The organism is Mesorhizobium sp. AR02 (genome assembly GCF_024746835.1).
In the GTDB taxonomy this organism is placed as follows: Bacteria; Pseudomonadota; Alphaproteobacteria; order Rhizobiales; family Rhizobiaceae; genus Mesorhizobium.
Map to the genome: position 1 here is coordinate 125,827 of NZ_CP080533.1, position 13,735 is coordinate 139,561.

The following is a 13,735-nucleotide window of genomic DNA, read 5'->3' on the forward strand; positions in this document are numbered from 1 at the left end:
AGTTTCCTCGTTAGACGGCGAATTCGGACCGGATCCGGTCCGTATCGGCGCCAAGGGCGGGAACGCGGGGGACGGTTGCGAATCCCTCCGACCGGCCTGCCGGCATCGGCACGGAGATGCGCCTGCCGTCCGGCAGCGCCACCTCTGTCCGGCGCAACGCCTTGTGGTGCGGCAGGTCGTGCATTGCGCTCACCCGGCCCCAGGCGATCTGCGCCTCGTTGAGACGGTCTATGGCCTCTTCGCAGTCGATTGCCGCGAAGATCGGTTCGATCTCGGCGTCGAGCGCCGTGCGGTTAGCCACCCGCCAGGCATTGGTGGCGAAGCGTTCGTCGGCGAACAGATCCTGCCTTTGCAGCACGACAGTGCAGAAGCGCTTCCATTCATTGTTCTGCTGAATGGACACGACCACCGCGCCATCCCGGCAGGCATAAGGTCGATAGGGGTAGATCGAAGCGTGCGCCAGGCCATATCTCTGCGTCTCGCGGCCCGCATATTCGTAGTGCAGCAGCGGCACGGTCATCCAGTCGGCCATGGCGTCGAACATGGCAACCTCGACAATGCGGCCGCGCCCGGTCTTCTCGCGCGCCAACAAGGCTTCGAGGATCGCTGCCTGGGCATTCATGCCGGTGGCGATATCGGCGGCGGAAACCCCGATCTTACTCGGCGTGTCCGGTGTGCCGGTGACGGCACAGATGCCGCTTTCCGCCTGCACCAGCATGTCGTAGGCGCGCATGGCCGCATAGGGCGTGTCCTGCCCGTAACCGACAATGTTGATGGCGATGAGCCGAGGAAACTCTTTCGCTATTGCATCGGCGGAGAGGCCGAGCCTGTCGATGGCGCCTGGCGCGAGATTTTGCACGAGAACATCCGCGCGCGCCACCATCCGGTGCAGCAAAGCCAGGTCGTGCTCGGTCTTCAGGTCGAGCACCGCGCTTTCCTTGCCGCGGTTGAGCCAGACGAAATAAGCCGACATGCCTTCCACTGCGGAATCGTAGTGGCGCGCGGTTTCGCCTTCCGGGCGTTCGATCTTCACTACGCGCGCGCCGGCATCGGCAAGGCGGACCGTGCACAGCGGAGCGGCGACGGCCTGCTCGATGGAAACGACAAACAGGCCTTCCAGCGGGCGAGCGGCATCAGACATTGCGCTGCACCCCGGAACGGGCGAGCACACCAGGCTTCAGCCGCTCGTTCTTGCCGTAGTCCCCCGCAGGGTGGAAGAACAGCCGCGGCGTGTCGTCGATGTCTTCGAGCCTCTTGCGGTAGGCTTCCAGGTAGGCCTTGCGGCCATCGTCGCCGACACGGCCCGGCATATAGGCGACGAAGGGCGGCAGCACTCCGAAACCGGAATAGCGCAGCAGACCATTGTGGATCGGCCACAGCACCGTGAGGATGTCGCCATCGATGCCATCGGGCGCGTAGGTGTCGGCCGACGTGCCCGTGGTGGCGGCCACCATGGCGAGCTTTCCCCTGAACATGCCGGTGTCGTATTTGCGGCCCGGCAGATACGCGAAACCGCGCGCGAAGACACGGTCGGCCCAACCCTTGAGGATTGCAGGCATTCCGAACCACCAGACCGGGAACTGGAACAGCACGAAGTCTGCCCGCTTCAGCTTGTCGATCTCGGCGCTGATATCCGCCGAGAGTGCGCCGGCCTCGTAGGCGGCAGTCTGTTCGCGCGGCAGGCTGAAGAAGTCCGGATCGTTGCGCTCGCTCGATATGTCGCCCGGCCCTGCGACAGGATTGAAGCCCATCGCATAGAGGTCGCTGACGACCACGTCGTGGCCTGCGCGGGTCAAGGTTTCCACAGCCAGATCCTTCATGGCGCCGTTGAAGGATTTTGCTTCCGGGTGTGCATAGACGATGAGGACGTTCACGGCGGTTACCTCTAGTAGGAACGCGGCAGTCCAAGCACGTGCTCGGACAGGTATGACAGGATGAGGTTGGTCGAGATCGGCGCGACCTGATAGAGCCGCGTCTCGCGGAACTTGCGCTCCACATCGTACTCTTCCGCGAAACCGAACCCGCCATGCGTCTGGATGCAGACATTCGCAGCTTCGTTCGAGGCGTCGGCCGCCAGCATCTTGGCCATATTGGCTTCAGCGCCGGGGTTCTTGCCGGCCTCGTAGAGGTTCACGGCCTCGCGCACCATCAATTCAGCCGCGCGCATGTTGGCGTAGGCCCTTGCGATCGGAAACTGGATGCCCTGGTTCTGGCCGATCGCCCGGCCAAACACATGCCGTTCCCTGGCGTAGGTGCTTGCCTTTTCGATGAACCATTTCGCATCGCCGACGCATTCGGCTGCGATCAGGATCCGCTCGGCGTTCATGCCAGAGAGAATGTAGCGGAACCCTTTTCCCTCTTCGCCGACCAGGTTTTCGGCCGGCACGCGCAGGTCGTCGAAGAAGACCTCGGTGGTCGCGTGGTTCATCATGGTGCGGATTGGCCGGATGGTCAGGCCATTGCCAACGGCTTCGCGCATGTCGACGATGAGGACGGAGAGGCCGTCGGTCTTCTTCATACCGTCCTGCAATGGCGTGGTGCGCGCAAGAAGCAGCATCAGATCCGAGTGTTCGGCCCGGCTGGTCCAGATCTTCTGGCCCTTGACCACGAAATGATCGCCGTCGAGGCGAGCCGTGGTCTTGAGCGCGCCAGTATCTGTACCGCTGGTCGGCTCCGTGACACCGAAGGCCTGCAGGCGCAATTCTCCCGCGGCGATCTTCGGCAGGTATCGCAGTTTCTGCGCTTCCGAGCCATGGCGAAGAAGCGTACCCATCGTATACATCTGTGCGTGGCAGGCGCCGCCGTTGCAGCCGGCGCGCTGGATTTCCTCCAGCACGGCGGCGGCGGCCGAAAGCGGCAGGCCCGAGCCGCCATACGCCTCCGGGATCAGGATCGAGAGCCAACCGGCCTCCGTCAACGCTTCGACGAATTCGCGGGGATAGGCCATGTCCCTGTCGAGCGCGCGCCAGTATTCTCCGGGAAAGCGCGCACACAGCCGGGCGACGGCATCGCGAATGTCCTGATAGTATTCCATGGGGTTTGTCCGGCTTTCGTCTTGCTGCGGGCCTCACTATCGCGCCTCCGCGTCCTATCAGCAATGCAAGGCAGACGTGATCAGATATACCGAAATTCAAATGCTTATGGTCAGGGGCCGAGCAGCTGCCCAACCCAGACCGCCCGCCCAACAAGGTCCTTGGCGATGTCCTCTATCGCTTGTCCGGCAAACCGCGCCAGCCGCGAGGCAGGTCGGTCTGCCGGGTATGCAAGGATCAGCCGGCGCACGGGCACGGGATCGATCAGCGGCGCGGCGGTGAGCAGCCCGGCGGTCACGTCGGCATGGATAGGAGCGAGCGGCAGGATCGTCCAGCCATGTCCGTTGCGCACCAGGTCCTTCAACGCCGAGTACGAATCCGCTTCGATGCCGACGTCCAGCGTGATGCCGGCATCAGTGGCGCAGCGTTCGACGATAATACGCAGCCCATGCTTGATGCTGGGCAGCAGCAGGCGCTTGCCGGCGAGCGAGGCGAACGACACGGCGCGCACGGTCGAAAACCCCGCGTCTGGCGGTCCGATCAGGAAGAGATTTTCCAGCAGCAGCGGGCGCGAGCGCAACGAACGCGCCATGCGCGGGTCGTAGAGCACCGCGATATCCACCTCGCCCCGGTGCATCCAGTCCAGCAAATAGCCGGTGTAGGCGCTGACAAGTCTGAGTTTCGCCTTGGGATGGGCCCTGCCGAAGGCTGCGGCCAGCGGCAGCGAAATAATGTCCGCAACGGTAGGTGGTAGGCCGATGGCCACCTCGCCGGTCAGCGGTGCGTTGGCGGGCGTGGCTGTGGCGCGGATCTCGTCGATCTCGGCCATCACCCGCATGGCGTGTGTCAGAACCTCCTTGCCCTGCTCGGACAGCACCATGCCGCGTCCGTGGCGCAGGAAAAGGGCAAAGCCCAATTCTTCCTCCAGCATGCGCACCTGCCGGCTGAGCGCCGGCTGCGCGATGTGCAGCCGGTCGGCAGCCTTGCTGAGGCTGCCGAGTTCGGCGACGTGGATCAGAGTGCGTAGCTGCGATAACTCCATGAGCTATCAAATATCATTATATCTGATCACGAGAAAGGGCCGAAGATTGGATCAGTCAAACGCGGTAATGTGATGCAGTCCAATATCTCGGAGAAACAAAGTGACGGTGAGCCTGCAAGCAAAACCTTCGGAACCAGCCGCTGCGTCGGCATCTGAAAAGCAGTGGCCGGATCAGGTCTACGACGTGCTCAAGGCTGCCGGCATCAGCCACATGTCCTATGTGCCCGATGCTGGCCATACCACATTGATCCGCCTCTTCGGTGCGGATCCTGAGGTCGTCACCAATGTCTTGACGACCGAAGAGGAGGGCATCGCCATTGCTGCAGGCGCTTGGCTCGGTGGCAAGCGGAGCGTCGTGCTCATGCAATCTTCCGGCGTTGGCAACTGTATCAATATGCTTTCGCTTCCCGTGCATGCGCGCTTTCCCTTGCTCGTTCTGGTGACGATGCGAGGCGAGTGGGCAGAGTTCAACCCGTGGCAGGTGCCGATGGGGCAGGCGACGGAGGCCTCGCTGAAGGCAATCGGCCTCAGGGTGCTGCGCGCCGAGACTGGTGACGACCTGGTGGAAACGGTCGCGCAAGCGGCTGCTATGGCTTTCGACGCCGACCAGCAGATCGCAGTGCTGATCGGGCAACGGCTGCTCGGCAAGAAGAAGTGGTGAACGACATGACGTTACCGACAATGGACCGCAGACTCGCGGTGAAGAAGCTCCTTGACTCCCGCGACGGCGCCTTGGTCGTGACCGGTCTCGGCTCGCCGAGCTACGACGTGCATGCCGCCGGTGACCGCAACGACAACTATTATCTGTGGGGCGCGATGGGTGGTGCGGCGCTGATCGGCCTCGGGCTTGCCCAGGCCCAGCCCGACAAGAGGGTCATTGTGATTACCGGAGACGGCGAACAACTGATGGCGTTCGGTTCGCTGGCGACGATCTCGGTGGCGCGGCCGAGAAATCTCGACTTGATCGTGCTCGACAATCAGCACTTCGGCGAGACCGGCATGCAGTCCAGCCATACGGGCAAAGGCATCGGTTTCGACAAGGTCGCGGCCGCTTGCGGGTTTTCGAAAACCGCCGAGTTGCGCTCGCTGGAGGAGGTCGACACGCTGTGTGAAGAGCTGCGTCGCCCGGCCGAAGGTCCACGCCTTTTCGTGCTGAAAATCACCGCCGAGAACCTGCCGCGCTCGCTGCCACCGCGCGACGCGGTCGAGGTCAAGAACCGCTTTCGCGCCCATCTGGGCTTTGCCACTTGTTGAGGACCGATATGGCGCTGGTCAGCTTCCAGAACACGGTCGGCGGTCGGCTGCAATCGACAGCCGATACATTCGAGAGCCATGATCCGTTCACCGGCAGGCCCTGGGCGCTGATCCCGCGCGGGGGAGCAGCCCAGGTGGACGCTGCCGTGTCGTCCGCCAAGGCGGCATTCCGGTCGAAGGAATGGGCCGGCATCACCGCCACTGCGCGTGGCAAGCTGCTCGTGCGGATGGCCGACCTGATCGCCGACAACGCGGAGCGCATTGCCGCCATCGAGACGCGCGACAATGGCAAGCTGCTCACCGAAATGACGGCGCAGCTGCGCTATATACCGGAATGGTTCCGCTATTTCGGCGGTCTTGCCGACAAGATCGAAGGTTCGGTGCTGCCGATCGACAAGGCTGGCATGTTCGCCTTCACCCGCCACGAGCCGCTGGGTGTCATTGCGGCAATCGTTCCCTGGAACTCGCCGCTTCTCCTTCTGACATGGAAGCTCGCGCCGCTGCTGGCAGCCGGCAACACCGTCGTCATCAAACCGTCAGAACATGCCTCGGCCTCGACGCTGGAGTTCGTGAAACTGTTTGCGCAGGCAGGCTTTCCCCCCGGCGTGGTCAACACCGTCACCGGCATGCCGCTGGATGTCGGCGTGCCGCTCGTTGCCCACCCCGACGTCGCCAAGATAGCCTTCACCGGCGGTGAGCCCGGCGGGATCGCAGTCTATCGAGCGGCTGCCGAACAGCTCAAGACCGTCACGCTGGAGCTTGGCGGCAAATCGGCCAACATCGTCTTCGACGATGCCGATATCGAGAGCGCGGTCAACGGCGCGATTTCAGGCATTTTCGCGGCCAGCGGCCAGACCTGCATCGCCGGCTCGCGCCTGCTGGTGCACCGCAAGATCCATGACCGGTTCGTGGAGGGCGTCATAACGCTGGCGGCCAGCGCCCGACTGGGCAATCCGGCGCTGTCCGAGACGCAGGTGGGGCCGATCACCACGCAAGCCCAGCGAGAGAAGGTGCTGTCCTATCTCGGCATAGCGCGCCGCGAGGGCGCGCTATGCGTGCTCGGTGGCGGCAAGCCTGCGTCCAGTGAACTGGCCGAGGGCTGGTTCGTCGAGCCGACCATCTTCACCGGCGTGAACAACACTATGCGGATCGCGCGTGAGGAGGTGTTCGGGCCGATCCTGTCCGTCATCCCCTTTGACGACGAGGACGAGGCCTTCGCCATTGCCAATGACAGCCCCTATGGGCTGGCGGCCGGGATATGGACCAGCGACATGGGCCGGGCGCTGCGCGGCGCGGCTGCAATGGAAGCGGGGATGGTCTGGATCAATTCATACCGTGCCGTCTCCTACATGGCGCCTTTCGGCGGTTACAAGAGGAGCGGCATCGGTCGCGAGAGCGGGCAGGAGGCCATCAATTCCTATCTGCAGACCAAGACGGTGTGGATAGATACGGCCGGTAAAACCGTCAATCCCTTCGTTATCCGCTAGGGTAGGCTTCGGTGGGCGAATTATCCTTATCCGTGGCCAAGCTCGGCGCGCCGCTTCCTGAGACGGTGGCCGACTTACAATGAACGAAGGACTGGGCATGAGACAGGCAGGCAAGGTGGCGGTTGTCACAGGCGCGGCGCGCGGCATCGGACGCGCTTGCGCGGAACGCTTTCTGGCCGAAGGCGCGAAGCTCGTGCTCGGCGACATCGATGCGACGGAACTGAGAAAATGTGCCGCGGAAATCGGCACCCCCGACAGCGTACTGGCGGTCGTTACGGATGTCAGCAAGAAGGAGCAGGTCGATGGGCTGGTTGCGGCGGCGTTGGCGAAGTTCGGCCGTGTCGACATCATGGTCAACAATGCCGGCATCGCTCCGGTCCAGGACTTTCTCGACATCACAGAGGCGGACTACGACAGGGTTCTCGCCGTCAATCTGAAGGGCGCGTTCATAGGCACCCAGGCCGCAGCCCGCCAGATGATCGCGCAGGGTGGAGGCGGTGTCATCATCAACATGTCGTCGATCAATTCGGGCCTCGCCAATCCACGCGTCGCCACCTACGCGATCTCCAAGGGCGGCATGAACCAGGTCACCAGTACCGCGGCTGTTGCCTTCGCTCCCCACGGCATCCGCGTGGTCGGTGTCGGCCCGGGCACCATCGCCACGGACATGGTCCTGGACGGGACATTCATCGATTCGGAAGAAATGCGACGGGCGGTTCTTTCGCGCACACCGCTCGGGCGCCTCGGCACGGCAGCCGAGATCGCCTCGGTCGTGGCGTTCCTGGCCAGCGACGACGCTTCCTACATCACCGGCGAGACGATCTACCCCGACGGGGGGCGCCGCGTTCTGAACTATACGGTCCCGATCAAGGAGTGAGAGGATATGGGTAACTTCGACAAGCTGCATCATCTCTGCATCGTCGTGCACGATATCGACAAGGCGCAGGCCTATTACGACTCCATCGGCATTGGGCCATGGGAATCCTATCCGCCGCTGGCCGAGTATGAAGAACTTGAGGTCCCAAGTCCGAAGGGTTTCAAGGCCATGCAATACCGGATTTGTAACCTGCCGAACGTTCAACTGCAGCTGTGCCAGCCGAGCCGCGATCCTTCACCGCAGCGGATTCATCTCGATACCAAGGGTGAAGGCGTATTCCATATCGGCTTTGAAGTCCGCGATGCGGACGTAGCCGAAGCCAAGGCGAAAACCGACGGGCTTTCCGTTCTGATGCGCGGGCGCCGCGAGAACCGCACCGGCTTCACCTACTACGACACGGCCGACAAGGCGGGTGTCATCTTGCTGACCCGGGCAACCAATCTGCCCGGCAAATGAGCCGCGCGACGGATTGGTGTGGTCAACGAGCGCGGCGACTGGTCAGCTGCCCCGCAATTCGTGAAGCCGGTCGACCAGGAATTTGCCGCTGGTGATGATATGCATTTCCAACAGGCCGACGGCGCGCAGCGTATCCTTGGCTTGGCACAGGTCTATGAGCTGCCAGTGGTCGCGGTCGGATTGCGCCTGGATCTCGGTGAGCGTCACCATCATGCGCGTGTAGCGTTCCAGTTGCTGGTAGATGCGCCCCACCAGTTCGATCGTCGCCTTGCGGCCGGATGGCGCGTAGAGCGTGGCGTGGAAGTTCCAATTCAGCTGGTTCGAGTACTCACCTGTCTTGCCCTGTTCCTGATGCTGCTCCGCCCGTTCCCGGGCAAGCGCCAGGTCGGCGTCCGTCATTCTTGGAATGGCAAGCGCAAGCAACCATGTTTCGATCCGGGCCCGCAACTCGTAGAGCTCGAGAATCTCGTCCAGGGAAATCGACGTGACAACAGCTCCCTTGTGGGAAACCAGCGTGACGAAGCCTTCCGAGTGAAGCTGATGCAGCGCCTCTCGCACCGGAATTCGGCTGACTCCGAACTCGGTGGCCAGATGCTCCTGCCGCAGCTGGAGGTTGGCCCCGTATTCGCCCATCAGGATTTTCTGCCGGATGGCATCGGCGACCTGGGTCGAGATGGTTTTCTTCTGTACGAGCATGAATCTGCCTGGGGGCGGCCACCTTGATTTCTCTACTGGCGCCGTTTTGATTGAAGAAGTGGACGCATAGCACCGTTGTCGCTGCGATGCCATGTCGCCCGTTTCGCTTCAGTAGACATGTTCCTCGATAGGCTGGTTGCTGGCGATCCGTTCATAGTGGAAGGCCGACAGGTCGATGGAGCGGTATTCTCCGTAGGCAATGAGGTCGCTGACGCCCGACCCGGTCGCCGCCGCATGCATCATGCCGTGGCCGCTGAAGCCGGTGGCCAGGATGAAGTTCGAGACCTCGGGATGCCGGCCGATGATGCCGCTGTGGTCGAAGGTGTTGTACTCGTAGAGTCCCGCCCAGGCGCGCAGCATGCGCAATTGCTCGAAGCCGGGCACACGATGGGCCAACGCCGGCCAGATCAACTCGTCGAACAGGTCGTAGTCCACATCCAGGCCAAAATCGTCCGGCTCGTTCTCGCGCACCGGCGGAATACCGCACAGGAAGAGCTGACCTTCCGGCCGCAGCCAGACGCCGCTCGTATCGAAGACGAAGGGGCAGTTTTCGATCCTTGCCGGCGTTTCGAAGACGAAGACACATCGCTTGCTCGGGACGACCGGCAGTTCGGCGCCGGCCATCCTGGCAATGCCCGCGCTCCATGGCCCGGCCGCGTTGATCACCGTGCCGGCGGCAAGCCGGTCGCCATTGTCCAGCAGCACTTCACCAACCTTTTGGGAAGACGCCATGGTCAGTCCGGTCACTGTCGCGGCAAGATAGTCCACGCCCTGCGTGCGAGCCTTGCGGCGGAATGCCTGCATCAGGCCGGGGCCGTCGAACCAGCCTTCGCCGCCAAGGCCAAGCGAGCCAAGCGAGAGATCGTCCGTGTTGAGCCACGGGAAGCGTTGCGCCATATCGACCTGCTCGATCAGTTCGGCGTCGACGCCCATGCTGCGCTGAACGCGGTGCTTGGCACGCTGCGCGTCGGCCCGCTCAGGCGTCGCCAGCACGAGATATCCAGGCTCATGCAACCCGATGTCCGCAAGCTCATCACCAATGGCAAGCCGTGTCTTCACCTGGCGCAGGAAGTCGATGCTAAACTTCGACATGGCGATGTTGGGCGCCGTGCCGAACTGCTGGCGGATGGCGCTGGTCGACAAGGAAGACGAGGAGGCCGTGTAATAGGGGTCCCGCTCGATCACCGCGATCCTGCCGTCGAAATCCGGGTTGGCTGACAGGAAGTAGGCGATCGAGCTGCCGACAACGCCTCCGCCAACGATCACCACATCATAGTTTGTGCCCATTCCAATCGTGTTCCCTATCTCGAATATCATCCGTGGCGACGAAGGATTGGATACTTTCCTCTATCGACCCACCTCCAGAATGAGACATAACCCGGTCTTCGACGCAGAAAAAGGGGTTTGACGCGAAAATCAGAATACATTATCCAATCTGTAGCAAATATCATACATGCTGAGGATTGTTCCGTGGGCTTCATCGCTCCCCGTCTCGACGTCATCAAGCCAAGCCCGAGCATGGCGGTCACCGCGCGGGCCATTGAAATGCGCTCGGCCGGCATCGACGTCGTCAGCCTGAGTGCGGGCGAGCCGGACTTTCCGACGCCGCCGCACATCGTCGAGGCGGCCTACGAGGCCATGCGCAGGGGTGAGACGCGCTATACGGCGGTGGACGGTACGGCCGCGCTGAAGAAGGCGGTGGCCGGGAAATTCAGGCGCGAGAACGGCCTCGACTACAAGCCTTCGCAAATCAGTGTCGCGGGTGGCGCCAAACAGATCATCTACAACGCCCTGCTGGCAACACTGGCCCCCGGTGACGAGGTGGTTGTCCCCGCGCCCCATTGGGTTTCCTACACCGACATCGTCCTGCTCGGCGAAGGCAAGCCCGTGGTCGTTCCTTGCACGGAGGCACAAGGCTTCAAACTGACGCCGCAAGCCCTGCGAGCCGCCATTACAGAGCGCACCAAATGGCTGCTGCTCAACACGCCGTCCAATCCTACCGGCGCCGTCTACAGCCGCGGCGAACTCGCGGGGCTGGCCGGGGTGCTGCTCGACCACCCGCATGTTCACGTGCTGACCGACGACATCTACGAGCATATCCTGTTCGACGGGCGAACCTTCCATACCATCGCCGGCGTCGAGCCACGGCTGAAGGATCGCACGCTGACGGTAAACGGCGTGTCGAAGGCATACGCCATGACGGGCTGGCGGATCGGCTATGCCGGCGGGCCGGAAGATCTGATCCGCGCCATGGCGACCGTGCAGAGCCAAAGCACGTCGAACCCGTCATCCATCTCGCAGGCCGCGACCATAGCAGCGCTTGAAGGTCCTCAGGACTTTCTTCGTCCGCGGGCGCTCGAATTCCAGGCCCGGCGCGACCGCGCTCTGGAGCTGCTGCGCGTCATTCCCGGCCTCACCTGCCAGACGCCCGAGGGCGCCTTCTATCTTTATCCCAATTGCTCGGCCCTGATCGGCCGTCGCCGCCCGGACGGCACTACTATCGGCAGCGACAACGATTTCTCCCTTTACCTGCTCGATCAGGCGCGGGTCGCGGTGGTGCAGGGCTCGGCCTACGGCCTGTCGCCACATTTCCGCATTTCCATAGCCACGTCGATGGACCTGATCGAAAAAGCGATCGGGCGCATCGCCGAGGCTGTCGACGCGCTGCGGTAGGGCCGGCGATGGATCTCGACTTCGTCCAGAAGCTGATCGAATTTGTCGCGCGTTCGCCCGTTGCCGAACTGGAGATCGAGCGCGACGGCGTTCGCGTCCGTGTGTCCAGGCATACGGCGTCGGCGCAATCCGCGTCGCAGGTGCAGCCGGGGCCAGATGTAACCGCACGTTCCCCAGATCAGACGTCGACATCTCCGCCCATCGCACGCCATTCTATCCGCGCGCCGCTGACGGGCGTGTTCTACCGCTCCGGCACCGAAGGCGAACCGCCGCTGGTTGCCATTGGCGATGTGGTCGCGGAGGGGCAGAAAATCGGCGTCCTCGAAGCCATGAAGACGTTCAATGTCGTGGAATCCGATCGCGCTGGGCGGATCGTCCAGATCGCGTTCGACGACCATGCAGCGGTGCAGTCCGGCGACGTGCTGTTCGTGCTGGAAGACGAGGGCTGAGGCGATGTTCGATACCGTCCTTATCGCCAACCGCGGTGAAATCGCGCTGCGCATCCTGCGCGCCTGCCGCGATCTCGGATTGAAAACGGTGGCGGCGCACTCGGAGGCCGATGCGAGCCTTCGCCATGTCACGCTAGCGGACAAGGCGATCTGCATCGGACCGGCTGCCGCGACGGAGAGCTATCTCAACATCGCCGAGATCATCGCGGCCGCGCAACTCACCGGCGCGGGCGCGATCCATCCGGGCTATGGTTTCCTTTCGGAGAACGCCGCCTTCGCCGAGGCCGTCGAAAACGCCGGCCTCATCTTCGTCGGGCCGTCCGCGACGGCGATCCGCACCATGGGCGACAAGGTCTCCGCTAAGCGCACGATGATCGCCGCCGGCGTTCCGTGCGTTGCGGGCTCGAAGGGTGCGCTGCCGCAGGACGAGCAAGAGGTGCGCGCCATTGCCGAGGCCATCGGCTATCCCGTCATCGTCAAGGCAGCGGGTGGTGGGGGCGGGCGCGGCATGCGCATCGTGCGCGATGAGCAGGCCCTGATGGAAGCCGTTTCCATGGCGGTGAAAGAGGCGGACCGAGCCTTCGGCAACCCGCAAGTCTATCTGGAAAAATTCCTCGAGCAGCCGCGGCATATCGAGATCCAGATCCTGGCGGATAAGCACGGTAGGGCTGTCTGGCTCGGCGAGCGGGATTGCTCCATGCAACGCCGTCACCAGAAGATCATCGAGGAAGCGCCGGCGCCTGGCATCGCCCGCGAGGCGATCGCCGACATCGGCGACCTGTGTGCCCGCGCATGCCTGACCATCGGCTATACAGGTGCCGGCACGTTCGAATTCCTCTACGAGGACGGGCGCTTCTCTTTCATCGAGATGAACACCCGCGTGCAGGTGGAGCATCCCGTCACTGAGCTCGTCACCGGCATCGATATCGTGCGTGAGCAGATCCGCATCGCTCGCGGCGAACCGTTGTCATTCAGCCAGGCAGACATCCGCATTCAAGGCCACGCCGTCGAATGCCGCATCAACGCTGAAGATCCCTACAGCTTTCGGCCGCATCCGGGCCGGGTCGAGCGCTGGACGCCGCCCGGCGGCCCCGGCATCCGTGTCGAATCGCATCTCTACTCCGGCTACACCGTGCCGCCGCATTACGATTCGCTGGTGGCCAAGCTCCTGGCGCATGGCGCGACGCGGGCCGAGGCGATCCGGCGGATGCGCGGGGCGCTGGGCGAGATGGAGGCAGTCGGCATCGCCACCAATGCACCGCTGCACGGTATCCTGATGGAGGAGCCCGGCTTCGCCGCCGGAGGCTTCGATATTCATCATCTCGAACATCTCATTGAAGGCGGTCTGCTCGAGGGGCGAGGCGGCGATGACGCTTGAGGAGATCGAAAGGCTGGCCGCTTGGTGCGCAAGTGCCGGCATAGGGGAGATCGCGCTGGCCGAGGCCGGCTTTTCGCTGCGCCTGCATATGCAGGCCGTGGTTGCCGAAACACCTAGGGCTGGCGCCGAAGCGCTGAAGGCGGAAACGGTCTTCAAGGGCGTGCGTGCGCCCGGCGTCGGCGTGTTCCGTATCGATCATCCAACGACCGGCCACCCTGTTGCCGGACCTGGCCAGACGGTCCGCAAGGGCGAGACGGTCGGCGTCCTGCAGGTCGGCCCATGCCTGAAGGCCGTGCTCGCGCCGGCAGACGGCGTGCTGGGCGCGGCGCTGATCGAGGACGGAGCGGTCGTCGGTTACGGCACCCCGCTCTACGAACTGGTGTGAAGGCAA

At 63.3% G+C, this 13,735-nt stretch carries 15 protein-coding genes; 9 read left to right on the top strand and 6 right to left on the bottom strand.

Annotated features, from left to right (window positions below; all coding sequences use genetic code 11):
• Positions 1-10 precede the first annotated feature (10 nt).
• From DBIPINDM_RS42020 to DBIPINDM_RS42035, 4 genes are all read right to left on the bottom strand, one after another.
• Positions 11-1,141, bottom strand: a complete 1,131-nt coding sequence (locus tag DBIPINDM_RS42020) for a CaiB/BaiF CoA transferase family protein (RefSeq protein ID WP_258589828.1) — start codon at positions 1,139-1,141, stop codon at positions 11-13.
• A complete protein-coding gene (locus DBIPINDM_RS42025; RefSeq protein WP_258589829.1) occupies positions 1,134-1,874 on the bottom strand; it encodes an NAD(P)H-dependent oxidoreductase in 741 nt (246 codons plus the stop codon). Before DBIPINDM_RS42025 ends, DBIPINDM_RS42020 begins: the two co-directional genes overlap by 8 nt.
• An 11-nt stretch (positions 1,875-1,885) precedes the next feature.
• Positions 1,886-3,034 (bottom strand): acyl-CoA dehydrogenase family protein, encoded by a 1,149-nt coding sequence (locus tag DBIPINDM_RS42030; RefSeq protein ID WP_258589830.1) that lies wholly within the window; start codon positions 3,032-3,034, stop codon positions 1,886-1,888.
• Positions 3,035-3,144: 110 nt separating this feature from the next.
• Positions 3,145-4,074, bottom strand: a complete 930-nt coding sequence (locus DBIPINDM_RS42035; protein ID WP_258589831.1) for a LysR substrate-binding domain-containing protein — start codon at positions 4,072-4,074, stop codon at positions 3,145-3,147.
• A 100-nt stretch (positions 4,075-4,174) separates the two neighbouring features.
• Between DBIPINDM_RS42035 and DBIPINDM_RS42040 the strand changes: the two genes are divergently transcribed.
• From DBIPINDM_RS42040 to DBIPINDM_RS42060, 5 genes are all read left to right on the top strand, one after another.
• The gene (locus DBIPINDM_RS42040) at positions 4,175-4,735 is read left to right on the top strand and encodes a thiamine pyrophosphate-binding protein (RefSeq protein WP_416361824.1); all 561 of its coding nucleotides are present in this window, start codon (positions 4,175-4,177) and stop codon (positions 4,733-4,735) included.
• 5 nt (positions 4,736-4,740) lie between these two features.
• The gene (locus DBIPINDM_RS42045; RefSeq protein ID WP_258589876.1) at positions 4,741-5,328 is read left to right on the top strand and encodes a thiamine pyrophosphate-dependent enzyme; all 588 of its coding nucleotides are present in this window, start codon (positions 4,741-4,743) and stop codon (positions 5,326-5,328) included.
• A gap of 8 nt (positions 5,329-5,336) precedes the next feature.
• Entirely contained in the window at positions 5,337-6,815 is a 1,479-nt protein-coding gene (locus tag DBIPINDM_RS42050) for an aldehyde dehydrogenase (RefSeq protein WP_258589832.1), read from the top strand.
• 97 nt (positions 6,816-6,912) lie between these two features.
• Entirely contained in the window at positions 6,913-7,692 is a 780-nt protein-coding gene (locus tag DBIPINDM_RS42055) for an SDR family NAD(P)-dependent oxidoreductase (protein WP_258589877.1), read from the top strand.
• Between the two features lie 6 nt (positions 7,693-7,698).
• Positions 7,699-8,148 (top strand): VOC family protein, encoded by a 450-nt coding sequence (locus DBIPINDM_RS42060; RefSeq protein ID WP_258589833.1) that lies wholly within the window; start codon positions 7,699-7,701, stop codon positions 8,146-8,148.
• A gap of 42 nt (positions 8,149-8,190) precedes the next feature.
• On the opposite strand, the gene DBIPINDM_RS42065 is transcribed toward DBIPINDM_RS42060, so the two are convergent.
• Both DBIPINDM_RS42065 and DBIPINDM_RS42070 read right to left on the bottom strand, forming a co-directional pair.
• On the bottom strand, positions 8,191-8,937 hold the full coding sequence (locus DBIPINDM_RS42065; protein WP_258589834.1) for a GntR family transcriptional regulator: 747 nt from the start codon (positions 8,935-8,937) through the stop codon (positions 8,191-8,193).
• A gap of 15 nt (positions 8,938-8,952) precedes the next feature.
• Entirely contained in the window at positions 8,953-10,131 is a 1,179-nt protein-coding gene (locus tag DBIPINDM_RS42070; RefSeq protein ID WP_258589835.1) for an NAD(P)/FAD-dependent oxidoreductase, read from the bottom strand.
• 183 nt (positions 10,132-10,314) lie between these two features.
• Here DBIPINDM_RS42070 and DBIPINDM_RS42075 point away from each other — a divergent pair, with 183 nt between their 5' ends.
• Genes DBIPINDM_RS42075 through DBIPINDM_RS42090 form a run of 4 tightly spaced genes read left to right on the top strand, consistent with a single transcriptional unit; the run spans position 10,315 to position 13,729 of the window.
• On the top strand, positions 10,315-11,517 hold the full coding sequence (locus DBIPINDM_RS42075) for a pyridoxal phosphate-dependent aminotransferase (RefSeq protein ID WP_258589836.1): 1,203 nt from the start codon (positions 10,315-10,317) through the stop codon (positions 11,515-11,517).
• An 8-nt stretch (positions 11,518-11,525) separates the two neighbouring features.
• A complete protein-coding gene (locus DBIPINDM_RS42080; RefSeq protein WP_258589837.1) occupies positions 11,526-11,966 on the top strand; it encodes an acetyl-CoA carboxylase biotin carboxyl carrier protein in 441 nt (146 codons plus the stop codon).
• 4 nt (positions 11,967-11,970) lie between these two features.
• Positions 11,971-13,344: an acetyl-CoA carboxylase biotin carboxylase subunit gene (gene accC, locus DBIPINDM_RS42085; protein WP_258589838.1), complete on the top strand. Its 1,374-nt coding sequence runs from the start codon at positions 11,971-11,973 to the stop codon at positions 13,342-13,344.
• Positions 13,334-13,729 (top strand): biotin attachment protein, encoded by a 396-nt coding sequence (locus tag DBIPINDM_RS42090; protein WP_258589839.1) that lies wholly within the window; start codon positions 13,334-13,336, stop codon positions 13,727-13,729. The genes accC and DBIPINDM_RS42090 overlap by 11 nt, the downstream gene beginning before the upstream one ends.
• Positions 13,730-13,735 lie beyond the last annotated feature (6 nt).